Consider the following 24,221-nt stretch of genomic DNA (forward strand, 5'->3'; position numbering starts at 1 on the left):
AAGCACAAGCGATGAACGATCTGCTCGCGATCCCTTGCGTACTGATGAGAGGCGGCACCTCAAAGGGGCCATTCTTCCTGGCCCGCGATCTTCCCTCCGATACTCGTGAGCGCGACCGAATCCTGCTCTCCGTGATGGGTTCGGGTCATCCGCTGCAGATCGATGGCATTGGCGGCGGTAACCCCGTCACGAGCAAGGTGGCGATCGTCGGGCCATCGAGTATTCCAAGCGCCGATGTCGACTATCTCTTTGCGCAGGTGCGTGTCGATCAACAGATCGTCGACACCTCGCCGAATTGCGGCAATATGCTGGCTGCGGTCGGCCCGTTCGCCATCGAAGCCGGACTTGTCCCCGTTCGTGGAGAAACGACGCTCGTCCGGATCCATAACGTCAACACCGGCAAGCTGATCGACGCCGAAGTTCCTACTCCAAACGGCAGCGTCTCCTATCTCGGTGATGCTGCGATCGACGGCGTGCCCGGTCGTGCTGCGCCGATCGCATTGACGTTCATGGACGCGGCCGGGGCTCGCACCGGACAGCTCTTTCCCACCGGCAGGCCAGTGGACCTGATCGACGGTGTGGCTGTCACCTGCATCGACTGCGCAATGCCGATTATGTTGATCGAAGCAGTCTCCGTCGGCGCGACCGGCTTCGAGACAGCGGCTGAACTCAATGCTGACAGGGAATTGCTGGCACGGCTGGAAATGCTGCGCATAGCAGCCGGCGAACGGATGGGCCTTGGCGACGTGCGCAATCAGGTGACGCCGAAGCCCGTCCTCATATCGAGGCCGAACTCCGGAGGAAAAATCAACGTGCGCTATTTCATGCCGCATCAATGTCACCCGTCGCTCGCGACCACAGGGGCGGTGGGAATCGCGACCGCGTGCATCAAAGAGGGCACCGTTGCCTCGCTCCTCGTCGGCACGCAGAAGCCGCCGCTGGTGCTCTCGATCGAGCACCCGAGCGGCCACCTGGACGTCAAGCTTTATGAACGAGACGGCAAAGTCGTTGCCGGGATTCTTCGAACAGCCAGGCGGCTGTTTGACGGACAAGTCTTCGCAAAACCTGTCACGCAACTGGGTTGTGCGGCATAATAACCGTGGCCGCCAGGAGGGCGCCACCAACAGGAGGAGAATATCATGCGCAAATTCATGCTCGCCCTCGCGGCAACTGTCGCTTTTGCCGGTTCCGCATTGGCAGATCCGGTCCGCATCAGTGTCGGCTCTTACAACCTCAACAATCTGCCTTTTCCGGTCGCCCAGGGGCTCGGCCTTTACGAAAAGGAAGGCCTGGAGGTGACCGTCGAGAACTTCGCATCGGGCGGATCGAAGACGCTTCAGGCGCTTGTGGCCGGCTCGACGGATATCGCAGTCGGCTTTTACGACCATACCATCCAGATGCAGTCCCAGAACAAGGCAGTTGTCGCTTTCGTCCAACTGGCCCGCAACTCCGGGCTCGTGCTGGCGGGCGGCAAGGACAGCAAGTTTGATCCGGCAAAACCGGAAACAATCAAGGGAGCGAAAATCGGCATCACCTCGCCAGGCTCGTCTTCAGACTTCTTCGTTCGGTATTACCTGCAGCGCAACGGCTTGTCCGCAAATGACGTGTCGCTGATCGGTGTCGGCTCCGGCTCCGCGGCGGTGGCGGCGCTGGAACAAGGCAAGGTCGACCTGCTCGTCAATTACGATCCGGCAGCAACCTTCATCGAAGCCAAAGGCGTCGGCAAGATCCTGATCGACGGGCGCAGCGACGAAGGTGCCAAGGCGATCTATGGCGGGATTTATCCGACTTCCGTCCTCTATGCCACACAGAGCTATATCGAAGACAATCCGGAAACCGTCCAGAAGGTCACGAATGCGACGGTCAAGGCGCTCGAGTGGATGAATAGCCACTCTGCCGAAGAGATCGTCGATAAGCTGCCGAAGGAGTTCATCTCCGGCGATCGTGATACCTACATCAAGGCGGTCGAGAATGCGAAGGCGATCTTTTCGAAGGATGGCCGCATGGACGAGGAAGACATCAAGACTCCGCTCGCCGTCCTGAAGAGCTTCAACGAAAAAGTCGCCGCGGCCGAAATCGACCTTACGAAAACCTACACGAACGAGTTCGTCGGCAAGGTCCCGAACGTCGCCGCCAACTGACAGGAGGAGAAGATGGCATTGGCCGTACTAAAACCCACCCCCCCGACGGAAAGTCCGCATCAGGCAAAGCCGATGGTCTCAATCGACGCGGTCACCATGTCCTTCGGCTCCTATGTGGCCGTGCAGGATGTGAATCTGAGCGTTGCCGATGGCGAGTTTCTCGCCATCGTGGGACCGACCGGCTGTGGCAAAAGCACGATTCTCAACGCAATCGCCGGGCTGCTGAAACCCTCCAGCGGTACCGTCGCGATCGACGGTCAGCCGGTACGCGGGGTTCAGAACGATATCGGCTATCTGTTCCAGCAGGATGCCCTGCTTCCCTGGAAGACCGCGCTGGAGAATGTCGAACTCGGTCCGATGTTCAAAGGTGTGGGCACTGCGGAGCGACGCGAGCAGTCGATGAAATGGTTGGCGAAAGTCGGACTGAAGGGCTTCGAGCACCGCTATCCGCATCAGTTGTCAGGCGGGCAGCGCAAGCGCGTACAGATGGCGCAGGCGCTGATCACCGGCCCGAAGGTCATCCTGATGGACGAGCCCTTCTCGGCGCTCGACATCCATACCCGGCACCTGATGCAGAACGAACTCCTGCGTCTCTGGCAGGAAGAGCGCCGCGCCGTGGTGATGATCACGCACGACCTTGAGGAGGCAATCGCGCTCGGAGATCGGGTCGTGGTGCTTGCCGCCGGGCCACGCTCGCGGGTGATCGACAGCTTCCCCGTCGATCTCGAACGTCCGCGCGATGTCGCTGAAATCAAGCTCGATCCGCGCTTCATGGATCTTTACCGCAACATCTGGTCGTCGCTGCGCGGCGAAGTGGAGAAAAGCTATGAACGCCATGACTGAACGTCTCATTCAGGTCGCGCTGCTGATAACAATTCTTGGCGGCTGGCAACTCGGTGTCACCATCGGGGTCATCGATGTCTTCTTCTTCCCGGCTCCGGTCGACATCTTCAATCAGGTGGTATCCTGGATAATGGACGCCAGCTTCTATAGCCATGTGGCCATCACCTTGACGGAAACCGTGCTCGGTTACCTGGTCGGAACGGCACTTGGCGTGGCGGCAGGCGTCTGGCTCGGTCTCAGCCGTTCGGCGGCGCGCATTCTGGACCCTTTCATCAAGGGCCTGAACGCGATCCCGCGCGTCGTGCTCGCGCCGATCTTCGTCCTCTGGCTCGGCCTCGGTCTCTGGTCCAAGGTGGCGCTCGCCGTGACGCTGGTGTTCTTCGTCACCTTCTTCAACGCCATGCAGGGCGTCCGTGAAGTGAACCCGGTGGTGCTGTCGAACGCCCGCATTCTGGGAGCCAAGCGGTCGGATCTGCTTCGTCACGTTTATTTCCCCGCGGCGGCAAGCTGGATCCTGTCTTCGCTGCGCACTTCGGTCGGCTTTGCCGTCGTCGGGGCGATCATCGGGGAATATCTCGGCTCCTCCGCCGGGCTTGGCTATCTAATCGCTCAGGCGGAAGGCAATTTCGATGCGGTCGGCGTCTTTGCCGGCATCCTGATCCTCGCGATCTTTGTGCTGATTATCGACAGCATGCTGGACATCGCCGAAAAGCATCTCATCAAGTGGCGGCCAAGCGCCTCCGAACGGCCTGCGTGACGATAGCGAGAACCGACGAACCACTTCACATGCACTCTCCCTGTTACAAGGGAGAGTGCATGTATCATTTGGCGGTCACTGGGAGGTATCGACTTTCCAGCCTTGCTATGGCCTGGTTCCATTCCCGGAGGACTTTGGCAGGGCGGGAGAGTCGCCAATCGATTCCGGTTCAGGCAACCCGAGCCTTCTGGGTGGAGCGCGCCCAATCCGGTAGCCAGGTGTCATGAGCATCCAGCAGGTCGTCGACGAGGGACCAGATCTGGTCGAGATCCAATTCGGCTGCGGTGTGAGGATCCATCATCGCGGCGTGGTAGATGTGTTCGCGATTTTCGGTCATCAGCGCCTGCACCGTCAGTTCCTGCACGTTGATGTTGGTTCGCATCAGCGCGGTGAGCTGCGGCGGCAAATCTCCGATAAAGGTGGGCTGTATTCCGGAAGCGTCCACCAAACAGGGCACCTCCGCCGCGCAATTTTCCGGCAGCGAGGTGATGCAGCCGTTGTTCCGCAGATTGCCGTAGATCACCGAGGGTTCGCCCGTCCAGACCGAGTTGATGATGGATGAGGCATATTCCTTCGATGACTCCACCTCGATCTTGTCGGCGCTGCGATAGGCATCCGCCTGCCCCTTCCAGCGCTCGATCTGCTCGATGCAGCGCTTGGGGTATTCATCAAGAGGGATCCCGAACTTTTCGATCAGATCCTCGCGGCCCTCCTTGATGAAATAGGGCGTGTATTCGGCGAAATGCTCCGAACTCTCGGTAACGAAATAGCCAAGCCGCTTCAGCATCTCATAGCGCACCTTGTTCGGGCAGCGCGGGTTCCAGCCAGGTTTCGGCGCTCGGCCTTCGCGATAGGCACGATGAAGATCCGGGTAGAGATTCCTGTAGGAGCCGTCCTTCTGGCGGTGCTCGAAGGTCAGGAAAAAGGCCATGTGGTTGATGCCGGCCGAACGGTAGCGGATCTCCTCGTAGGGAATATCGAGGTCGTGCGCCAGTTCCATCGCGGTTCCCTGAACCGAGTGGCAGAGGCCGACCTGTTTTATGTCGGGATATTTCTCCGCGATCGCCCAGGTATTGATCGCCATCGGGTTCACATATTGCAGCATGATCGCATTCGGGCAGACAGCACGCATGTCCTCGCAGATCTTCCACAGATGAGGCACGGTGCGAAGCCCGCGCATGATGCCGCCGACCCCGAGCGTATCGGCAATCGTCTGCCGCAGGCCGTATTTTTTCGGCACCTCGAAATCCGTGACGGTGCAGGGCTCATAGCCGCCGATCTGGAAGGCGACAACCACGAAATCCGCGTTCGCCAGCGCCTTTTTCTGATCGGAATAGGTCTCTGCCTTTGCCTGGACGCCAAGCGTCGAGATCAATTTGTTGACGACGACGGCGCTTTCCTCCAGCCGTTGCGGGTTGATGTCCATCAGCGCGATGGTTGCGCCCGACAGCGCGGGACGCTGAAGAACGTCACCGACGATATTTTTCATGAAGACGGTGGATCCGGCTCCGATGAAGGCGATCTTGGGATGAGCTGCCATGTAAACCTCCGGCATTCGGCAGTTAGGCGACATCGAAAGCGGCTTTGACCAGCCGTTCGGTGTATGCGGTCTTGGGATGGGTGAGAACCTCGTCGACGGGACCTTCTTCCACGATCTTGCCGTGCTGCATGACGATCACCCGGTGGCAGAGGGCGCGCACGACCTTCAGATCGTGTGAGATGAAGAGATAGCTCAAGCCGCGCTCGTCCTGCAGCTTGCGCAGAAGCTCGATGATCTGCGCTTGAACGGAGAGATCGAGCGCCGAGGTCGGCTCGTCGAGCAGGATGAATTCGGGCTCCAGTGCGATGGCGCGGGCAATCGCGATACGCTGGCGCTGGCCGCCTGAAAATTCGTGCGGGAAGCGCGAAAGGATATTGCCCGGCATGCCGGCTGCGGAAAGCGCGGCCCGCACGCGCTCGAGGCGCTCGGCCTTGGTGACGCCAAGACCGTTGACGACCAGGCCCTCCTCGATGATCTGGCCAATCGTCATGCGTGGATTGAGCGAGGCAAAGGGGTCCTGAAAGACGATCTGCATGCGCGAGCGCAACGGGCGCATGCCGGCCCGCGAGAGCTGGTGGATCGGCTGCCCGTCGAAGGTGATCTCGCCTGCTTGCGGCGTGTTGAGCCGCACCAGTGCCTGTCCGAAAGTGGTCTTGCCTGAACCGGATTCTCCGACGAGGCCGAGCGTTTCGTGCCGGCACAGCACCAGGTTCAGGCTGTGGACGGCCACCAGCTCACGCAGGTCGGGCTTCAAAAAGCCGCCGTGACGCAGCATGAAGGACACCCGCACGCCCTTCGCGTTCAAAATCACGTCAGAGCCTTCCGGAAGCGGATTGGCGCGGCCTCGGGGCTCGGAGGCAAGCAGATGTTTCGTATAGGGATGTTGCGGATTGGCGAAGAGCTGTTCCTTGGTATTGTGCTCGCGGATCTCGCCATGCTGCATCACATAGATGTAGTCGGCAAACTTGCGCACCACCGTCAGGTCATGGGTGATGAGGATCACCGCCATCCGCAACTTTTCCTGAAGATCGCGAATAAGATTGAGGATCTGCGCCTGCACCGTCACGTCGAGCGCGGTCGTCGGTTCGTCCGCAATCAGCACGTCCGGTTCATTGGCAAGCGCCATGGCGATCATCACGCGCTGGCGTTGGCCGCCGGAAAGCTGATGCGGATATTGTTTCAGCCGCGCCTCGGGATCGGGAATCTGGACCTGCTTCAAAAGCTCCAGCGCACGTGCTTCGGCCTGCCTGCGGCTCGTCTTCCGGTGGACGCGGATCGCCTCGACAAGCTGGCTCCCGATCGAATAGATCGGGTTGAGCGAGCTCATCGGCTCCTGGAAGATCATCGAGATGCGGTTACCGCGCAGTTTGCGGCGGGCTCGTTCCGGAAGCTTCAAGATATTGCTGCCGTCGTAGTCGATGCTCGATTTCGGCAAAACAACGGCCCGTTTGGATAACAGTCCCATCACGGTGCGCGCCGTCACCGATTTTCCCGAACCGGATTCGCCGACGATGGCAATCGTCTCTCCGCGATAGAGCTGGAAGGAAATGTCCTTCACCGCCTGGACATTGCCGTGCTCGACCTTGAAGCTCACCCCGATATTGCGGGCATCCATGATCGGTCTGTCGATGCGCTGATCGTGATCGTGCCGGAGCGGCGGGGCGAGGGAATTCACAAGCGAAAGAGCCATTGTCATCACCTCAATAAGGATCGACTGCGTCGCGCAGTCCGTCGCCCAGCGCGTTGAATGCGAAGACGGTTACTAGCACGAAGAAAACAGGCGCCAGGATCCACGGATAGGTTCCGATGACGGAATAGTTTGCCGTATCCTGCAGCATCAGGCCCCAGGAAATCAGCGGCGGCTTCACCGCAAAGCCGAGGAAACCCAGGAAGGATTCCAGCAGGACCACGCTCGGGATGTGCAGGGTGACCGCGACGATCACGTGGCTCATCACGTTCGGCAGGATGTGCTGGAAGATGATCCGCCGGTCGGTTGCGCCGACGGCGATCGCCGCCCGCACATAGTCCACGCGCGCCAGCGCCATCGTCTTGCCGCGCACCTCGCGCGACATTTGCGCCCAGCCCAATGCCGACATCACCATGATCACGAAGCCCAGAAAGACGTTGGTGGGGGCGGTGATCGGAATGAGCGAAGTCAGGGCCAGATAGAGGGGCAGTTGCGGGAAGGCGAGTACCAGCTCGACAAACCGCTGCACCCAGACGTCGAAGGTCCCGCCGAAATAGCCGGATACCAGGCCTACCGTGGTGCCGATAACGGTCACGATGCCAACGACGACGAGCGCGATCATCAAGGAAATGCGCGAGCCGACGATTGCCCGCGATAACACGTCGCGGCCGAACTTGTCGGTGCCGAGGAAATGCACCGGTTGCCCGTCGACCGTGCCGAAGAAATGCCGGTCGAGAGGTATGAGGCCGAACAGCCTGTATTCGGCGCCCTTTACGAAGAAGCCGAGCAGGCGCGGATTGTCGTAATCCGGCCCGAGGACCGGTTGGAAAGTAACCGGATCCAGCTCGTCGGATTCAGCCAGCGCGTAGACGCGCGGCGGAAAGGCGAGGTTACCGTCCTTGTCATGGAAACTGATCATCTGCGGCGGCGCAAAGCCCACATGGGTGGCTTTGGGGTCCATCGGCGCAAAGAAATCCGCAAAGACGGCCATCACGATCAGCAGGGCCACAAGGACGAGACCCATCAAGCCTGTCCAGGAGCGCCTCAGCCGGCGCCAGACAAGGGCCATGTAGCTTTCGTTGCCGTCCGGCCCGTGCTTCACTGTTTCCTCTTGCGTCGATGTCGGTGCGGTATCGAAAGCGAGCATATCAGGCCCCCGCGAACTGGCGGACACGCGGGTCCAGCATGACGAGCAGCAGGTCGGCGATGATATTGCCGACGATGAGCGTCGCCGACAGCACCATCATGAACGTCGCCGTGACGTAGACATCTCCGATCGCCATCGAGCCGACTATGGCGGGACCGACGGTCGGCAGGGCGAAGATGATGGCCGTCTCGATCTCGCCGGTGAGCATGTAGGGGAGGGCGACTCCCTGATACATGACGAGCGGATGCAGTGCGTTCGGGACGGCATGCTTCATGATGACCGCACCGCCGGACAAGCCCTTCGCGCGCGCCGTTTCCACGTATTGAGCATTCAGCGTGTCGAGCAGGTTGCCCCGCATGACCCGCATATTGTAGGCCAGCCCGCCGAAGGTGGCGATCGCCACGACCGGCCAGACATGGCTGACGAGATCGACGAATTTCGCCCAGGACCACGGCGCTCCGCCATACTGGGGTGAAAAGAAGCTGCCTATCTCCGAGACTTCGAACTGGAAGACGAGCAGGTAAACGATGATCAGCGCCATCAGGAAGCGCGGCACCGTCATGCCGAGGAAGGAAATGCCCGAAAGCAGATTGTCGATCCAGCTATACTGTCGCGTCGCCGCCCAGATCCCAAAGCCGATACCGAGCAGCGAGGCGAGGAGGTGGCAGACAAGCGCCAGCGCCAGCGTGCGTGGCAGACGTTCTCCGACAACATCCGCGACGGGCCTGTTGTAATACATGCTATGCCCGAAATCACCTTCGGTGACGATGCCCTTGATCCAGTTAAGGTACTGCATGATCAGTGGTTTATCGAGGCCGTGCTCGGCACGATATGCCTGAGCCTGGGCCTCCGCCTGGGCAAAGGAGGCGCCGCTCTGATTGATGAGCTGCGAACGGATATAGTCGGCATAGTCACCGGGTGGCGCCTGGATGATCGCGAAGGTCACCACGCTCAGGATGACGAGGACGGGGATCGCCGAGCCTATACGCACGAGCAGGAATCGTAGCATCGGACGGTTCGCTTCTCCTGATGGCCGCAGCCGGCCTGTTGTCGGGATCTTTCCGGCCGCGCGTCACGACGCGCGGCCGGTTGCTTCACTGGGAGGGGGACTCGGTTAATTCATCGGGCCTTTGTCGCCGGGTTTTCCAGGCAACTGCTCGGGGAAAAGCTCGTATTTGCCCTGTTTGTCCGCCGCGACCCAGAGCCGTTCGCGGATGACGGAATCTTCGGCCCAGTTGAACATGAAGATCGGCGTGCCCTGCGGGACATTCGAGAAGCGCTTGTTGATGATCAGCGCGCCCGGATATTCGGTAAGGCCGATGGTATCGACATGCTCCGTCGCCGTTTTCTGATATTGCTTCATCAGGTTGACGCGCTCATCGCTGTTCTGGCTGGTCTGGAATTTGCTGACGATTTCGATGAGCTGCTTCTCGTAAGGCATGAGATCGAGCGTGCCGTCCTTGCCTGCACGGTGATGCCAGCTCGTGCGCGGGCCAACAGGGGCAAGCTGCTCGGTATTCTGCACGACCGAAGCGAGTTCCGGCGTGCTTCTCTGGATTGCCCAGTCGAAGCGTCCGCTATAATGGGCATCGTCGCGCTTGGGTCCGTCGAGCGCGTTGAGGATGACCTTGATGCCCAGCCTTTCCATCTGGCCGACGACACCTTCCGCCAGACTCTTGTCGGTCGCGTAGCCGTTGTTGACCAGAAGAACGATCTCGACATTCCTGCCACCGGCCGTGCCGGCCGGGAAATTCACGACGCCGTCGCCATTTGTATCCTTGAGCCCGACCTTGGCAAGCAGGGCCTTGGCGCCCTCAAGATCGTAGGGATAATAGACAGTCGAGTTGCGGTCGTAAAAACTCGTGCCGGAAGAAATGCCGCCCGCATAGATGGCGGTAAACGGACCCTTGACGAGGGAATCGCCGATCGCCTTGCGGTCGACCGCCATGGTGATCGCCTTGCGGAAGTCCTCGTTGCGATTGAGCTCGCGAATTGCCTGGCCGCGCTCGTCGGGATCCCCCCAACCGTTGCCCGAGAGGTTCATGCGCATGTTATAGCCGATCAGCCGGGGTCCGAAGGCAAGGCGTGCAGGTGCAGTCTTTTCGGCAGCGCGCTTCAGCGAAGCGACGAAGTTCTCGGGCTGTTCAAGATTTGAAATATCGGCGGAGCCGGCGACTGCCTGCACATCCCGATCCGCCCATGTCGAAAGCTTGTAGTGTAGCTCATTGAGATAGGGCAGCTGGTTTCCCTTCTCGTCGACCTTCCAGTAGTAGGGGTTGCGCCGCATCACGATGATGTCGTCCGGCCGGTATTCGACCGGCACCCAGCCGCCCATCACCGGCATGTTCAGGAATTCTGGCGGGAAGGCGTTCTTGAACTGGTCGTATGTGTTTTTCGAATATTTCGGATGCTGCGGTTTGAGAAGATGCGACGGCCCGGGGCAGAAGTTGGGATAGGCCATGGTGTAAAGATATTGCTTCGGGAAGGCCTCCTTGAAGGTCCACTCCACGGTATATGCGTCAATTTTCTTGAGGGTCGTTCCCTCGCCGAAGGCCTCCGGGGATGCGCCGCCGCCGAGCGGCGAGACGTTCGGGTCGATGACCTCGTCTTCCCAATAGAACATGATGTCGTCTGCGTCGAAGGGATCGCCGTCGGACCATTTGGCGCCCTCCACGAGATGCATGGTGAGCTTGTGGCCGTCGGAGGACCATTCCCAGCCTTTGGCGAGATTGGGCAGCGGCTCGGTATCCTTCGCCTCGACCTGGAACAAGGGCGCCGTGCGCGTCAGGCATTCCGAGAGACCGATGTCGATGCCGCCCCAGCCCTGGGTCTGACCGGCGCCGTAGTTCCAGCCTTCCGGCCGTCCGCCGATGACATGGCGCAATGTGTCGCCATAGATACCCGCGCCGTCCGGCATGTTCTCCGTCTTGAAGACCAGCGGCTCCTTCGGCAGACGATCCTTGACCGGAGGCAGCTTCCCGGCGGAGACGAACTTCTTCGTTAGCCAATCCGGTTCGTGATATTCGGACAGCGCCTTGAACTCCACGATGGAGTCGCGCGATACATATTTGATCTTGCCTTCCGCCGGAAATTGCGGCGGAACCGGCGGCGTTGTCGGTTCGGATGCATGGGCGCTCATCGCCCCGACCGAGACACCGAGTGCCAGTCCGGCAAGCATGCCGGCAGTTTTGAAATTGCTCATCGCCTCTCCCTCCTGTTCAGAGCGCCGCAGCGTCTCCGTTTCTCCTCGAACGATCGCAAAGCCAATTCCGGGCGACAACCTTCCTCCCGAAGATCCGGTCCTAGCCGGCTTTGCCGAAGCATTTTCACACAGCCTGTTTCAGCGTCTCCTTTTCCGCGCGCAGTTCATCGATGGAGCGCACGTTGCGGCGTGCCGCACCCGCCCAATCGCGCGTCCTCACCGTGCTGCGGGCGAGCCGCTCCTTTGCCGCCGGGACGGCATCGGCATATTGCGGCAGCCAGCGGGCCTGCGTCACGACCATCTCATCGACCATCTGCCAGACTTCCTCTGGCGTGCAGACCGCACCGACCAGCGGATCATGCAGGACAGCGAGTTTCAGGAGATCGATATCGCCGCTGATGGCCGCATGAACTGACATGCGCTGGACGTTGATGGACGAAATGCAGGTCGCCGCAGAGGCTTCCGGCAGGGTGATGCCGGCAACCATGTTGATGCCGAAGCGATCGACAAAGCCCGGCGACTCGATGATCGCGTCAGCGGGCAGGTTGGTGATCACACCACTGTTCTTGACGTTGAAGTGACCGCGATAGACCCGGCCCGTTTCCAAAGCCTCGAGAATGTGGCTGGCATGCTCATTCGAACGTTTGGCCGGATCGAGCGGTTTTTCGGCGGAAGCGAGAAACTGCGGGAATTCGGTCTCGAACCAGTTTCGGGTTTCGGTCGAGTGGCGCAGATAGCCCCCCGTCTCGCCATGGATCCAGTCGGACATGTCGATCCACCTGGCAATCTCGTCCGGGCGTTTGCGGTACCAGGGCAGGTATTCCGAGAGGTGGCCGTTGCTTTCGGTGGAATAGACCCCGAAGCGCTTCAGTACGTCTATGCGCAGCTTCTCCTGCTGGGAAAAGACCGGATGTGCCTCGAAGGCAGCGACCAGCTCATCCTTGCCTATTCTACGGCCGTTGAGGCGCAGATCGACAAACCATGTCTGATGGTTGATGCCGGAGCAGATGTAGTCGAGCTCGCTCAGAGATTTGGCTCCAAGCACCTCGGCAATCTGCTCGGCGCCATGCTGCACGCCGTGGCATAGACCGATCGTCTCGACCTTCCCATATTCGATGGCAGCCCAGGTGTTCATCGCCATGGGGTTCGCATAGTTCAGGAACTTGGCATCAGGGGCGGCGACTTCCCGGATATCGTTGCAGAAGTCGAGAATGACCGGAATATTGCGCTGGCCATAGAGGATGCCTCCCGCGCAGATCGTATCGCCGACGCACTGGTCGACGCCGTATTTGAGAGGGATGCGGATATCTTCCGCGTAGGCTTCCAGGCCTCCGACGCGCACGCAGCTGATGACGTAGCGGGCACCCTCCAGCGCGCGGCGGCGATCAGTTGTCGCGGTAACCCTCGTTGGCAGCCGATTGGACTCGACGATCCGGTCGAGGATCGCCTTGATCATCTCCAGATTATGTTCGCTGATATCGGTCAGGGCGAATTCCACGTCCTGGAATTCCGGCACGCAGAGAATGTCGGTGAACAGCTTCTTGGTGAAGCCGACACTGCCTGCTCCGATGATAGCGATTTTGAAACTCATGTCCTTCACCCTGGTCCGAGAAATGCTAGATTGGAGTGGCGCAGAGGTGGATAGACGGCACGCTCACGCACGCGGCCCGGAAATGCCTCGTTTTGAGCATTTGGTCCTCCCGGCTTGACGTCCGGCCGCGGTCCCCTTCCTCCGATGCGGTGGATTATGCGCAATTCGGTAGGGGTCGCCAGAGAAGTATTATGCTTTTGAGGGTAAATTTGTGCTGCAGGATTTGATCGCCCACGGACAGTCGATGAGAACGGTTTCCTTCCCGCGGGGCCGCCAGCGGCTGCACGCCATGCCGACCAGCGCCGGTTATGAAGTGCGCCAGAACGAGGTCTATGACTGGGACGGCAGAAAGCGTGGCCAGATCCCTTTCACGGTCCTGCAACACACGATCAGCGGCTCCGGCCGGCTGCGCTATCAGAACCGGAACTATCGGCTGCAAGCCGGCGACACCTTCCTCCTGCTCGTGCCGCACAACCATCGCTACTGGCTCGAGAAGAACGAGCGCTGGGAATATTTCTGGATCTCGATGCATGGCGAAGAGACGCTGCGGATCCACAAGATGGTCCTGGCACTCGCCGGCCCCGTGCTCAAGCTGCAGCCCTCGACGATCGATCACCTAGCCGACTGCAGCTTGCGGCTGGTCAAGGGCGCCACCACGCCAGGCGTGGCGTCCGCCATTGCCTATGAAGCGGCAATGGCGCTTTACGACGATGTCTTCGGCTCACCGGCCTTTGCCGCGGAGCAAAGTGCGATGCAGCCCGTCATCGACCATATCAATGCCAATCTGGATAAGCCGCTTCCTGTCGGCGAACTGGCTGAAATCGTCGGGCTCAGCCGCGCGCATTTTTCTCGAAGCTTTGCCGAGAGCGAAGGGGTTCCACCCGCAGAATACGTGCTGCAGCAACGGCTGCAGCGTGCGGCGAAACTTCTGACCAAAGGCGACTTCCTGCCCGTCAAGGAAGTGTCGATCATGTGCGGTTTCGACGACCCGAATTATTTCGCCAAGGTATTTCGCCGCGTCTACGGAATTACCCCCACCGAGTTTCGGACCACCGGCATGTATGCCAGCATCGGCAAGATGAGATAGGGTTGGTCTCTGCCCGAGACGGCATTTCCGCTTAGGACATTGCGTGGGCGGCAAAGCGGCTATCCCGCCGGAAATCGGAGGGCGACATGCCCGAAATATGCCGGAAGGACTTGTTGAACGCGCTGATCGAACCGAAGCCGCTGTCCATGGCGACCTGCAGCACATTGGCTCCGTCCTGCATCAGAAGCGCCTGGGCACGGGAGAGCCGCAGGAGGTTGACGTATTTGCTGAGCGTCATTCCGGTTGACCGCCGGAAAATATTCATAGCGTATTTCGGATGGAGATCGGCGGCGCGGGCGATGTCGATCGTGTCGATATCCTGCATGAAATTGGTGGCGATGAAGTCGCACATGCGGGCGACGCTTTTGGCCGACTGCGCATAGGGCTGGTCAGGGCCGGCGGTGTCAGCGCCAGAGGGAACCTCGGGTATCATACAATAGGAATCGAGAACGATGCGCTCGATCCGAAGCAGCAATTCGTCCACGGCATGCTGGCGTTTGAGGGAATTGCCCGACGTCACATATTCGAACCAGCGCGCGAAGTTCTCCTTGTCCGCCGCATCTGTGGCCGATGTCAGCAAAGTGGCCCCATGCATGAGCTTGCTTGAGAGGTCGCCCGGCAGCCGCAGGCGAAAGAAATGCACCAGCGGGAGATGCGCGCCGGCATAAAGAGAATCGTCCGAGGATTCGTCCATCCGGTGCGGTTGGCCACCCCAGAAGAGGCACATCTGGCCGGCGCTGAGCCGGATATCATGCTCGCCCATACGATAGCGAACCGTGCCGCGGATCACATAATTCACCTCCACCTGCGCGTGCCAGTGCGCCATCAGCATGATCGGCGGGTGGTTGAAAAACATCTGCAAGGCAGTCGGCAGGCCTTCTATGCTGCTTGCGCCTGGGTGGTAGATCGCTTTGCTGACTACCTTACTTTCCGCCAAATCCATGTTCCCTTTTTCGGAGACAGATGTTTCGCAGGCGATAATTTAGGCACGTTCCGAAGGGACAGCAATTGGAAAAGGGAGGTTTTCAATGCGCTTCAAACTCGCGGGCCCGACGGCCGCGGTCGTACTGCTAGCATCGAGCACGGCATTCGCAGAGTCCGTCCAAATCACCATCTGGAGCTGGAACGTCGCGGCCTCGTCTCTCAAAGCGACGCTCGAAGGGTTCAACAAGAAATATCCCGACATCAAGGTGACGGTGGAGGATCTCGGCAACGACCAGGTCTACGATAAGACGCTCGCAGCCTGCGCGGCGGGAGGCGAAGGCCTGCCGGATATCGTCTCGGTTGAAAACTTCGAAGCGGAAGTCTTCTGGAACCGCTTCCCCGATTGTTTCGCCGACCTCAGTGAGGTTGGCTATACGCCGGAAATCCAGGCACTCTTCCCCGAATTCAAGCGAACCGAGCTTGAACTGAACGGCGTTCCTTACGCCGTGCCGTGGGATTCCGGACCGGTTGCCCTCTTCTATCGCCGCGATTTTTATGAAAAGGCCGGCGTCGATCCCGCGACGATCAAGACCTGGGACGACTTCATTGTCGCAGGGAAGAAGGTCATGGCTGCCAATCCGGGAACCGTGATGGCACAAGCCGATTTCAACGGCGACAGCGAATGGTTCCGGATGATTTCCAACGAGCAGGGTTGCGGCTATTTCTCGACCGACGGCGAGACGATCACCATCAACCAGCCCGCTTGCGTCGCGACACTTGAGAAGATCAAGGAGATGAAGGATGCCGGCCTGATCACGGCCGCGATCTGGGATGAGAAAATCCAATCCAATACCGCGGGCAAGGCCGCGAGCCAGATGTATGGCGCGTGGTTCGAAGGGTCTATCCGCTCCAACTCTCCCGATCTGGCGGGCAAATGGGGCGTCTACCGGATGCCGAGCCTGACGGCCGACGGCCCTCGGGCAGCCAACCTCGGAGGTTCGTCCCTGGCGCTCAGCGCCGCTTCCGAGAACAAAGAAGCCGCCTGGAAGTTCATCGAATATGCCCTGACCACCAACGAGGGCCAGGTCACGATGCTGAAAGCATTCGGGCTGGTTCCGTCGCTTCTGTCGGCGGTGCAGGATCCGTTTGTGAAGGAGCCGCAATCCTATTGGGGCGGCCAGGCTGTTTGGTCGGATATCCTCGTCACTCTGCCGCAAATCGTTCCAAGCCGGGGCACGGCCTTCCAGAGCGATGCGGATGCGATCTACCAGGCGACACAGACGAAGTACTTCGCCGGCGGTTACCCGGACGCGAAGGCTGCTCTTGATGACGCGGCGAAGCAGATTGCGACAGCCACCGGACTGCCCGTTGCGCAATGAGAATTATCGGGCGGCGTCAAGCCGCCCGATATTCCCGCTTGGCAATTCCTGACAGGAGAACGAGATGCTTTCGAGGAATAGGGCGGCCTATGCCTTCCTTGCCCCCTACCTTTTGATCTTCGTCACCTTTTGGCTCTGGCCGATCATAAACTCGCTGCTGATCTCGTTCCAGAACACGCGCGTCAATCCGTGGCGGTTCAGCCTGTCTGCAAACTGGGGGCGGCTGTTCGGCGATCCGGCCTTCTACAACGCGCTCTACAATACGCTGATCATCCTGGTGATCCAGGTGCCGGTGATGATCGCGCTCGCGACCGTCATGGCGGTCCTTCTCAATTCTCCGCTTCTGAAGGCACGGCCGCTCTACAGGTTCGCCTTCTTCGCTCCTGTCGTGGTCGGCGAGGTGGCCTATGCCGCAGTCTTCAGATTAATGTTCAGCGCCGATTTCGGCATCATCAACAAGCTGATCACCTCGGTCGGATTGTCGCCCGTCTCCTGGTTCGACAATGCCAACGCGGCCATGGCGCTGGTGATCATCGCGATCACCTGGAGATGGGCGGGGTACAACGCCATCATCCTCCTCGCCGGCCTACAATCCATTCCCGACGATGTCTACGAAGCAGCGACGCTCGATCGAGTGAGCAAGTTCCAGCAATTCGTCCACATCACCCTGCCGCTCTTGAAGCCGATCATCAGCTTCTGCGTCGTGCTCTCGGTCATCGGCACGATGCAGCTGTTCACCGAACCCTTCCTGATCACCAACCGGGGAGGACCGGGCGGAGGAACCGAGACACTCGGGCTGCTGCTTTACCGCCAAGGCTTCACCTCGCTGAACTTCGGTTACGCCTCGGCAATCGCCTATACGATCGCCGGTCTGGCGGTGGCGATTTCTCTGCTCAACCTCATGCTCGGAGGCGAGAAGAAAAAATGAGATCGAAATCCCGCTCGCTCACGGTGCAAAGGATCGCGCTGCACATGGTCTTGACCCCGCTTGCGATTATCTGGCTCTTTCCGCTCTGGATGATGGTCGTGTTCTCGACCATGCCAGACCACGGCATCTTCAGCCCCGAAATCGTGCTCTGGCCCTCGGCGGAATTCGCGGCCAACTTCCGCAATCTGCAGGCGGATACGAATTTCATCCGCGCGATGTTCATCTCGATCACAGTCGCAATTATCTACACGGCCTTGTCGGTCATGTTGACCTCCATGGCCGGCTGGGCGCTGGCGCGTTACCGGTTCGCCGGCCGCACCATGGTGGTCGCGATCATTCTCGGAACGATCACGCTGCCCTTCGCGGTAGTCGTCATTCCGCAGTTCATCATGGTCGCGCGTGAGTTCAAGCTCGCCAATACATGGATCGCGCTGATCGTCCCGCCGCTGTTCAATTCGCTCGGCGTCCTGTTCATGCGCCAGGCTTTTTCGATGATGCCGGGCGAACTCTTTGATGCGGCGAGGGTGGAAGGCGTGCGGGAGTGGCGGATCTTTCTGCACATCGCCCTGCCACTGGCGCGCCCGACGATGGCAGCGCTTGCGATCATCCTGTTCCTGTCCTCCTGGAACAACTACCTCTGGCCGCTGCTGATCAATTCGCGGCCGAACATGATGACGGCGCCGGTGGCGCTCGGAACCCTGATCGGCCTCACCAGGGTCTCCTGGGGCGGCATCATGGTAGGGGCGGTGCTGCTAACGGCCCCGGTGCTGGTCGTCTTCGTTTTCCTGCAGCGCCACTTCATCGCCGGGATTTCGGCCGGTGCGGTCAAATAGTCGGGAAGGGATCATGGCGAAAATCAAACTCGAAAATGTCGTTAAGAGTTTCGGGGCCTATCAGGTGGTCCACGGAGCAAACCTGGAGATCGAGGACGGCGAGTTCGCCGTTTTCGTCGGACCATCCGGATGCGGAAAATCGACCCTGCTGCGCATGATCGCCGGCCTTGAGGATATTTCCGCCGGCACGATCAGCATCGGCGGAAAAGTGGTCAACGACACCGAGCCTTCCGATCGCGGCATCGCAATGGTCTTTCAATCCTATGCGCTCTATCCCCATATGACCGTCCGGCGGAACCTTTCCTTCGGGTTGGAAAGGAACGGCAACCCCAAAGCCGATACCGCCCGCCGGGTCTCGCTCGCTGCAAACATATTGCAGATCAACGAACTGATGGACCGGCGTCCTGCCCAGCTTTCGGGTGGCCAGCGCCAACGCGTCGCCATCGGACGAGCGATCGTTCGCGAGCCGCAGGTATTCCTTTTCGACGAGCCGCTTTCGAACCTCGATGCAGAGCTCCGCGTCCAGATGCGGGTCGAGATTTCCAAGCTGCACAAGCAGCTGGGAACCACGATGATCTATGTGACGCACGATCAGACCGAGGCCATGACGCTCGCAGACAAGATCGTCGTGCTGCGGGCAGGGCATATCGAGCAGGTGGGTGCGCCGCTGGATCTTTATGACGATCCGGCCAACCAGTTCGTCGCCGGCTTCGTCGGCTCGCCGAAGATGAACTTCCTGAAGGCGGATGTGGTGGAGAAGACGCCGGACGGAGCGGTCGTTGCACTCTCGTCCGACCGGAATATCCGGTTCACGTTCCCGCTTTCGAGTGAGATCGACGCCGGCACACCTGTCACGCTTGGCATTCGACCTGAGCATTTTACCCAGGCCGGGGAAGGCGATGCGGACCTGACGGTGACCGTCGAGGTGGCGGAGCATCTCGGCAATACCAGCTACGTCCACGCACGCCTTTCCGGTGAGACAGTCGTCATCGAGCAGCCCGAGAGCCGTCACAGGGGCGACGACCAGTACCTGACTGTGGGCGTGCCGGCTCGACGCGTCTTTCTTTTCGATCAAGCAGGCAATCGCCTTCGCTAAGCGATTTCAAAGAGTATCAGAGGAACAACCATGACTGCAGAAAACCATGTCCGCTGGGGTATTATCGGCCCGGGCACCATCGCACGGGCCTTCGCCGAGGGCATTGCCCATTCGCAGACCGGCCGGCTCGCCGCCATTGCCACCCGCAATCCGGACAAGCCCGGTCTTTCGGAAGCCTTTCCGGGAGCGAAGGTCGTCGCGGGCTACGACGCACTGCTCAAGGATCCCGAGATTGACGCAGTCTATATCGCAGTCCCCCATGTCGGACATGCAGAATGGGCGATCAAGGCGATCCGCGCCGGCAAACATGTGCTGGTCGAAAAGCCGATGGCGCTTTCCGCGTTCGACGCCGACGTGATCTTCCACGAAGCGAAAAAGGCCGGGGTCTTTGCGGGTGAAGGCTACATGTATCGCCTGCACCCTCAGACGGCGAAACTGGTGGAGCTGGTCAAGAGCGGCGTCATCGGAGACGTCAGGATCATCCGCTCGAGCTTCGGCTTCAACATGGGAAGCTTCAAGCCGGAGCACCGGCTCTTTAATGGCGACATGGCGGGCGGCGGCATTCTGGACGTCGGAGGCTATCCCGTATCCATGGCCCGGCTGATTGCGGGAGCTGTGGAGGGCAGGGATTTCATGGAGCCCAAGACCGTGGCCGGCGCGGCCCATCTTGGCCAATCCGGTGTCGACGAATGGGCTTCTGCCGTCCTCAAGTTCGAAAACGGCATCGTCGCGGAAGTTTCCTGCTCGATCATGGCGCAGCAGGACAATACGCTTCGCATCATCGGCTCCAAGGGGCGGATCGAGGTTAAGGACTTCTGGTTCGCCTCGGGCCGCCAGGGCGGCGCCGGACGGATCGAGATCATCAAAGGCGACGAGCGCGAAACCATCGAACTTCAAGAGAAACGGTACCTCTATTCCTTCGAGGTCGATGCGGTCGGCGAGGCGATCCGCGGGGGGCGTGGTGAATTTTCCTGGCCGGGGATGACCGCTGCGGACTCGCTCGGCAATCTGCGCGTTCTTGACCAATGGCGCGCCTCGGTCGGCCTGGAATACGCCGTGGAAACGGCCGCCAGGCGTTCCACCAACATAACCGGCGGAAAGGTGCGTCTTGGCAGCGGCATTCCGAAGCGGCAGATTCCGGGCGTTGCGAAGGAGGCCTCAGCGATCAGCCTCGGCTTCGAGTTCTTCCCGAATTTCGCCGCGGCGTCATTGACCATGGACGCTTTTTACGAGGCGGGAGGCAATGTATTCGATACCGCCTATGTCTATGGCGCCGGCAAGACGGAGAAAATTTTTGGCGACTGGCACACGAGCCGGCAGGTGCCGCGCGAAGAATTTGTCCTGATTGGCAAGGGCGCGCATTCGCCGCTTTGTTATCCCGACGTCATCGCCAGGCAACTGGATCAATCGCTTGACAGGCTCAAGACCGATTATGTCGACGTCTATTTCATGCACCGGGACAATCCTGACATACCGGTCGGCGAATTCGTCGACGCAATGGATGCGGAAGTTAGGCGCGGCAGGATCCGCGGCATTTTCGGCGGCTCGAACTGGAGCCGCGAGCGGATGGACGCAGCGATCACCTATGCCCGGAAGAATGGGAAGACGGTGCCAGGGGCGCTCTCCAACAATTTTTCCCTCGCCGAGATGCTCGACCCGATCTGGGCAGGATGTGTTGCCGCATCTGACGATGATTGGAAGGCATGGCTGACGGAAAAGCAGATGCCGAATTTCGCCTGGTCGAGCCAGGGACGCGGGTTCTTCACGGACCGGGCCGGACGCGACAAGCAAGACGACGAGGAACTGGTGCGCGTCTGGTATTCGGAGCGGAACTTCGAGCGCCGCGACCGGGCAATCGAACTTGCCGGAAAACTCGGTCGCCACCCGATCCACGTGGCATTGGCCTATGTCATCGCGCAGCCATTCCCCGTCATACCGCTGATAGGACCGCGAACCGTGGGCGAGCTTGAGGACAGTCTCTCGGCGCTCGATATCCGGCTCTCGCCGGAGCAGATCCGATGGCTGGAGAACGGTTCGTAAGCGCGCGACAATATCCCCGAGGTGGGGGATGTTTTCGACGGACAGCGAAGAAATTGCCGTCCCGTTTCAGCGACCAACTGCGAAAAACATCCCCCTTCCATCCCCGCATTCGGGCGCGGTTATATTGATCGCGTCATCGAGCAGGGAGCCGGGTCGCGAACCGGTCTCCGCAAACGGGGAGCATCCGGCGCTCGATGGCGGTCGTTTAAGGCAGGGCAACGCCGTCAGGGCGCCAACCGCCGGGACGAAATGGTTTCGGAATTTGGACCCTCCGCAGCCATATTCCCCGGAAAAGCCGAAGCGATCGGGCAGGCAGAAAACCTGACACCCATCTAACACACCGACTGCCTGCCCATCCCTTTTGACACCGTGACGACCATGTTCGCCGCGGGCATTCGGCATGCCCGATAGTTTTCCCTTGGGATCGGAAAACAGGTCTAACCGGTTTTCTGGTGCTTCCTCTTGTTTGAACCGATCCGGTAAGCAGATTAGGCGCTTCAAGATCGGCGTCCATGGCCCGCTGACCGTCGAGGAAGCCAGGAAGGAGGCGAAGGTCGTCTTGGGCGATGTCGCCCGTGGCGACGATCCTCAATTAGATCGTGCCACCCGCCGCAAATCTCTAACGGTCAAGGAACTATGCGGAGCCTATCTCGACGCGGCCGACAAGGGCCTTGTTTTCGGCAGGCGGGGCAAACCTAAAAAGGCATCCACCCTTTATGTCGATCGCGGCCGGATCAATCGGCATATCATCCCGTTGATCGGTACTAAGCTGGTAAGGGACCTGACTACCGCCGACACGGTGAAAATGATGCGGGATATTACCATCGGCAAGACGGCGATAAACGAGAAGACCGACAAGGTGAGGGGAAGGGCGATTGTCCTAGGCGGCCCTGGTACGGCTTCGCAGGCTGTGACACTCCTAAGCGCTGTGCTGACCTACGCCGTTTCAGAAGGAATTATCGCGCATAATCCGGCACGCGGCATCAAGAGGCCGCCAGTTGGAAAGAGAACGCGGCGCCTCGATGCAAAAGAGTACCGTGCCCTCGGAAAGGCGTAACCGGTGTTCCACCCCCACGTTGTGCTCGCCGCTCTGATCTGTGATCGCCTATCCATGGACGAGCAATGGGAGTTTCTCCATGGAGAGTACATTGGAGGTTCTCACGACCAGGAAGTCTGGACGTGAGGTCCATCGGCATTGGCCGGACGAGATGAAGGCGCAGATCGTTTCGGAGAGCCTTCGGCCAGGGGCGATGGTTAACGAGGTCGCAGAGCGCCACGGATTGAAGCCGAACCACCTTTCCACCTGGCGCACAATGGCGCGGCAGGGCAAGCTGGTTCTGCCTGCACCCGAGAATGCGGTGGAGTTCGCAGCGCTGATTGTCGAGCCACCTATTTCGGAATCTCCGTTCAAAAAGACAAGCCGTCCCGAGATCATCGTCGGTGCGGTCACGATACGTCTTGAAGAAGGCGCGTCTGCCGCCAGGATCGCCGCTGTCGCGCGTGCCTGCGCGGTTCCGGCATGATCTTTCCATCGAAACAATATGATCTAGGGCCTTACGCTTTTAGGGCTGCCGCGATCCGGTCACCGTGATTGTTTATATTAAGTATGCGTGGAATGTCTATTATCGTAAGCGGTAGAAGCTCGATGAACTGTATTAGGGGAGTTCCGAAAGCCAACCAGTGCCCGAGCTGGGAAAGAGGCCGAGGTGACGGATATTCGCATTGTATCCCCTTCGCATCCTACAACTTATAATCGCACCTTATCCATTCGTTAACCATGCAACATCTAGGTTGCATCCATGCAGGCTGTAGCTTCCTGCGCGAGGCATGATGCCAAGCTTAAGTGCCCTCTTGAAAACTCCAAAACATCGTTTGGTAAAGGTCATTTTTCATGACATCGATCAGCTCGATTGGGAATGCAGCGGCATTGACCATCCTGAAAAGCATGGCGCAACCGAATACGACGGAAACATCATCGCCCGTCGCCCAGCCGCCCGCAGTCTCTGACGGATCGGCAACTTCTCTAGCAGCTCTCGATGCCATCACCAGGATTATTTTAAACAGGGGTGAGAACTTCAAAGGTACTGATCAGGACGACCACATCCAAAGTGGCGGGAAGGCCACGATCGATGCCGGTGATGGCAACAATACCATCTGGGGTGGCTCAGATAGCCTGATTCAGAGCGGTAAGGGTAACGACCAGATCCTGGTGAATTCCTCCAACGGAGTCCGCTCCGGTGCGGGGAACGATGTGGTCTGGGCGAATTCCAGCAACGACATCGATACTGGGGATGGCGACGACAGCGTTTTCAGCAATTCGGAAAACACGATCAGAAGCGGCGCCGGTAACGATGTGATCTCCTCGAATACCGGAAATTCAATCAATGCCGGTGACGGCGATAACAAGATCTCCGCCAATTTCGATAACACGATCGTGGCAGGGGCGGGGAATGATTTGATCCAGGCCTTCGGGCAGAACACCATTGACGCGGGCGATGGCGACAACATGATTTTCGGGGGCTTTGAAAACAACATCAAGTCGGGAAGTGGCAAAGACTGGATTCAGAGCGGACACTCTATGATCGAATCCGGCGCCGGGGATGATCGTATCGAAGCTGAAAGCAGCTTGATCGACGCTGGGGATGGCAATGATTTTATTGATGCCCGGCGTGACGGTAACCAGATTCATGCCGGCCGCGGCGACGACAAGATCAGCATCAACGGCAGCGCGACGATGCGTTACGGGGTCGGTGATGGCGCGGACAGCATCAAGATCCGCGGCTCGGCATTATTGGCTTTCGAGCCTGGGATCACGTCCGACAAAACCAAAGTCGAGTTTGATGGCACGACGGCGACGATCAGCTTTGCCGGTAGCGAAAGTGACCGCATTACCGTTAATCTCTCCAAGGGCGAACTCAGCCTTTCCTTTGCGGATGGGACCACCATCGATCTCGTCCCGGCTGATGTAAACCCCGCTGCACGGGCTTATGGCGAACACTGAGAGAACCCCGTTTCCTCCGGGAAGC

At 59.6% G+C, this 24,221-nt stretch carries 20 protein-coding genes; 13 read left to right on the top strand and 7 right to left on the bottom strand.

Annotated features, from left to right (window positions below):
- Positions 1-11 precede the first annotated feature (11 nt).
- From EDE09_RS16210 to EDE09_RS16225, 4 genes are read left to right on the top strand one after another with little or no spacing between them, the layout of a single operon-like run.
- The gene (locus tag EDE09_RS16210; protein WP_132411688.1) at positions 12-1,094 is read left to right on the top strand and encodes a 4-oxalomesaconate tautomerase; all 1,083 of its coding nucleotides are present in this window, start codon (positions 12-14) and stop codon (positions 1,092-1,094) included.
- Between the two features lie 45 nt (positions 1,095-1,139).
- Positions 1,140-2,141 carry an ABC transporter substrate-binding protein gene (locus EDE09_RS16215; RefSeq protein WP_132411690.1) on the top strand — a complete coding sequence of 334 codons (1,002 nt, stop codon included), beginning with the start codon at positions 1,140-1,142 and terminating at the stop codon, positions 2,139-2,141.
- A 12-nt stretch (positions 2,142-2,153) separates the two neighbouring features.
- Positions 2,154-2,984, top strand: a complete 831-nt coding sequence (locus tag EDE09_RS16220; RefSeq protein WP_132411692.1) for an ABC transporter ATP-binding protein — start codon at positions 2,154-2,156, stop codon at positions 2,982-2,984.
- Positions 2,968-3,741 carry an ABC transporter permease gene (locus EDE09_RS16225; protein WP_132411694.1) on the top strand — a complete coding sequence of 258 codons (774 nt, stop codon included), beginning with the start codon at positions 2,968-2,970 and terminating at the stop codon, positions 3,739-3,741. The genes EDE09_RS16220 and EDE09_RS16225 overlap by 17 nt, the downstream gene beginning before the upstream one ends.
- Positions 3,742-3,910: 169 nt before the next feature.
- On the opposite strand, the gene EDE09_RS16230 is transcribed toward EDE09_RS16225, so the two are convergent.
- The 6 genes from EDE09_RS16230 to EDE09_RS16255 all read right to left on the bottom strand — a co-directional run bounded on the left by EDE09_RS16230 (position 3,911) and on the right by EDE09_RS16255 (position 12,908).
- On the bottom strand, positions 3,911-5,281 hold the full coding sequence (locus tag EDE09_RS16230) for an alpha-glucosidase/alpha-galactosidase (RefSeq protein WP_132411696.1): 1,371 nt from the start codon (positions 5,279-5,281) through the stop codon (positions 3,911-3,913).
- 22 nt (positions 5,282-5,303) lie between these two features.
- Positions 5,304-6,971, bottom strand: a complete 1,668-nt coding sequence (locus EDE09_RS16235; RefSeq protein ID WP_132411698.1) for an ABC transporter ATP-binding protein — start codon at positions 6,969-6,971, stop codon at positions 5,304-5,306.
- Positions 6,972-6,981: 10 nt separating this feature from the next.
- Complete coding sequence (locus tag EDE09_RS16240) at positions 6,982-8,115, bottom strand: ABC transporter permease (RefSeq protein WP_132411700.1); 1,134 nt, start codon at positions 8,113-8,115, stop codon at positions 6,982-6,984.
- Between the two features lies 1 nt (position 8,116).
- Positions 8,117-9,124, bottom strand: coding sequence for an ABC transporter permease (locus EDE09_RS16245; RefSeq protein WP_105372406.1), 1,008 nt, complete (start codon positions 9,122-9,124; stop codon positions 8,117-8,119).
- A 105-nt stretch (positions 9,125-9,229) separates the two neighbouring features.
- Positions 9,230-11,317, bottom strand: coding sequence for an ABC transporter substrate-binding protein (locus tag EDE09_RS16250; RefSeq protein ID WP_132411702.1), 2,088 nt, complete (start codon positions 11,315-11,317; stop codon positions 9,230-9,232).
- Between the two features lie 124 nt (positions 11,318-11,441).
- Positions 11,442-12,908, bottom strand: a complete 1,467-nt coding sequence (locus EDE09_RS16255; protein WP_132411704.1) for an alpha-glucosidase/alpha-galactosidase — start codon at positions 12,906-12,908, stop codon at positions 11,442-11,444.
- Between the two features lie 244 nt (positions 12,909-13,152).
- Here EDE09_RS16255 and EDE09_RS16260 point away from each other — a divergent pair, with 244 nt between their 5' ends.
- Positions 13,153-13,995 carry an AraC family transcriptional regulator gene (locus EDE09_RS16260; RefSeq protein WP_245505163.1) on the top strand — a complete coding sequence of 281 codons (843 nt, stop codon included), beginning with the start codon at positions 13,153-13,155 and terminating at the stop codon, positions 13,993-13,995.
- 31 nt (positions 13,996-14,026) lie between these two features.
- Here EDE09_RS16260 and EDE09_RS16265 read toward each other — a convergent pair whose 3' ends face one another.
- A complete protein-coding gene (locus EDE09_RS16265; RefSeq protein WP_132411706.1) occupies positions 14,027-14,938 on the bottom strand; it encodes a helix-turn-helix domain-containing protein in 912 nt (303 codons plus the stop codon).
- A gap of 85 nt (positions 14,939-15,023) precedes the next feature.
- Here EDE09_RS16265 and EDE09_RS16270 point away from each other — a divergent pair, with 85 nt between their 5' ends.
- The 8 genes from EDE09_RS16270 (at position 15,024) to EDE09_RS16305 (ending at position 24,196) form a co-directional block, all read left to right on the top strand.
- Positions 15,024-16,298, top strand: a complete 1,275-nt coding sequence (locus EDE09_RS16270) for an ABC transporter substrate-binding protein (RefSeq protein ID WP_132411708.1) — start codon at positions 15,024-15,026, stop codon at positions 16,296-16,298.
- A gap of 64 nt (positions 16,299-16,362) precedes the next feature.
- Positions 16,363-17,226: a sugar ABC transporter permease gene (locus tag EDE09_RS16275; protein ID WP_132411710.1), complete on the top strand. Its 864-nt coding sequence runs from the start codon at positions 16,363-16,365 to the stop codon at positions 17,224-17,226.
- A complete protein-coding gene (locus tag EDE09_RS16280) occupies positions 17,223-18,059 on the top strand; it encodes a carbohydrate ABC transporter permease (protein WP_132411712.1) in 837 nt (278 codons plus the stop codon). Before EDE09_RS16275 ends, EDE09_RS16280 begins: the two co-directional genes overlap by 4 nt.
- 13 nt (positions 18,060-18,072) lie before the next feature.
- Positions 18,073-19,155 carry a sn-glycerol-3-phosphate ABC transporter ATP-binding protein UgpC gene (gene ugpC, locus EDE09_RS16285; RefSeq protein WP_132411714.1) on the top strand — a complete coding sequence of 361 codons (1,083 nt, stop codon included), beginning with the start codon at positions 18,073-18,075 and terminating at the stop codon, positions 19,153-19,155.
- A gap of 30 nt (positions 19,156-19,185) precedes the next feature.
- On the top strand, positions 19,186-21,195 hold the full coding sequence (locus EDE09_RS16290) for an aldo/keto reductase (RefSeq protein ID WP_132411716.1): 2,010 nt from the start codon (positions 19,186-19,188) through the stop codon (positions 21,193-21,195).
- 559 nt (positions 21,196-21,754) lie between these two features.
- The gene (locus EDE09_RS16295; protein ID WP_245505181.1) at positions 21,755-22,252 is read left to right on the top strand and encodes an N-terminal phage integrase SAM-like domain-containing protein; all 498 of its coding nucleotides are present in this window, start codon (positions 21,755-21,757) and stop codon (positions 22,250-22,252) included.
- Positions 22,253-22,331: 79 nt separating this feature from the next.
- Positions 22,332-22,718, top strand: coding sequence for a transposase (locus EDE09_RS16300; protein WP_132411718.1), 387 nt, complete (start codon positions 22,332-22,334; stop codon positions 22,716-22,718).
- 368 nt (positions 22,719-23,086) lie between these two features.
- Positions 23,087-24,196, top strand: coding sequence for a hypothetical protein (locus tag EDE09_RS16305; RefSeq protein WP_132411720.1), 1,110 nt, complete (start codon positions 23,087-23,089; stop codon positions 24,194-24,196).
- Positions 24,197-24,221 lie beyond the last annotated feature (25 nt).

The sequence above is a fragment of the Neorhizobium sp. S3-V5DH genome (assembly GCF_004343065.1).
Classification (GTDB): Bacteria; Pseudomonadota; Alphaproteobacteria; order Rhizobiales; family Rhizobiaceae; genus Neorhizobium; species Neorhizobium huautlense.

Bases quoted from the DNA above. Each gene is read 5' to 3' on its own strand.
- EDE09_RS16210 (WP_132411688.1), top strand. From the start codon at position 12: ATGAACGATCTGCTCGCGATCCCTTGCGTACTGATGAGAGGCGGCACC.
- EDE09_RS16215 (WP_132411690.1), top strand. From the start codon at position 1,140: ATGCGCAAATTCATGCTCGCCCTCGCGGCAACTGTCGCTTTTGCCGGT.
- EDE09_RS16220 (WP_132411692.1), top strand. From the start codon at position 2,154: ATGGCATTGGCCGTACTAAAACCCACCCCCCCGACGGAAAGTCCGCAT.
- EDE09_RS16225 (WP_132411694.1), top strand. From the start codon at position 2,968: ATGAACGCCATGACTGAACGTCTCATTCAGGTCGCGCTGCTGATAACA.
- EDE09_RS16230 (WP_132411696.1), bottom strand. From the start codon at position 5,281: ATGGCAGCTCATCCCAAGATCGCCTTCATCGGAGCCGGATCCACCGTC.
- EDE09_RS16235 (WP_132411698.1), bottom strand. From the start codon at position 6,971: ATGGCTCTTTCGCTTGTGAATTCCCTCGCCCCGCCGCTCCGGCACGAT.
- EDE09_RS16240 (WP_132411700.1), bottom strand. From the start codon at position 8,115: ATGCTCGCTTTCGATACCGCACCGACATCGACGCAAGAGGAAACAGTG.
- EDE09_RS16245 (WP_105372406.1), bottom strand. From the start codon at position 9,124: ATGCTACGATTCCTGCTCGTGCGTATAGGCTCGGCGATCCCCGTCCTC.
- EDE09_RS16250 (WP_132411702.1), bottom strand. From the start codon at position 11,317: ATGAGCAATTTCAAAACTGCCGGCATGCTTGCCGGACTGGCACTCGGT.
- EDE09_RS16255 (WP_132411704.1), bottom strand. From the start codon at position 12,908: ATGAGTTTCAAAATCGCTATCATCGGAGCAGGCAGTGTCGGCTTCACC.
- EDE09_RS16260 (WP_245505163.1), top strand. From the start codon at position 13,153: ATGAGAACGGTTTCCTTCCCGCGGGGCCGCCAGCGGCTGCACGCCATG.
- EDE09_RS16265 (WP_132411706.1), bottom strand. From the start codon at position 14,938: ATGGATTTGGCGGAAAGTAAGGTAGTCAGCAAAGCGATCTACCACCCA.
- EDE09_RS16270 (WP_132411708.1), top strand. From the start codon at position 15,024: ATGCGCTTCAAACTCGCGGGCCCGACGGCCGCGGTCGTACTGCTAGCA.
- EDE09_RS16275 (WP_132411710.1), top strand. From the start codon at position 16,363: ATGCTTTCGAGGAATAGGGCGGCCTATGCCTTCCTTGCCCCCTACCTT.
- EDE09_RS16280 (WP_132411712.1), top strand. From the start codon at position 17,223: ATGAGATCGAAATCCCGCTCGCTCACGGTGCAAAGGATCGCGCTGCAC.
- ugpC (WP_132411714.1), top strand. From the start codon at position 18,073: ATGGCGAAAATCAAACTCGAAAATGTCGTTAAGAGTTTCGGGGCCTAT.
- EDE09_RS16290 (WP_132411716.1), top strand. From the start codon at position 19,186: ATGACTGCAGAAAACCATGTCCGCTGGGGTATTATCGGCCCGGGCACC.
- EDE09_RS16300 (WP_132411718.1), top strand. From the start codon at position 22,332: ATGGAGAGTACATTGGAGGTTCTCACGACCAGGAAGTCTGGACGTGAG.
- EDE09_RS16305 (WP_132411720.1), top strand. From the start codon at position 23,087: ATGACATCGATCAGCTCGATTGGGAATGCAGCGGCATTGACCATCCTG.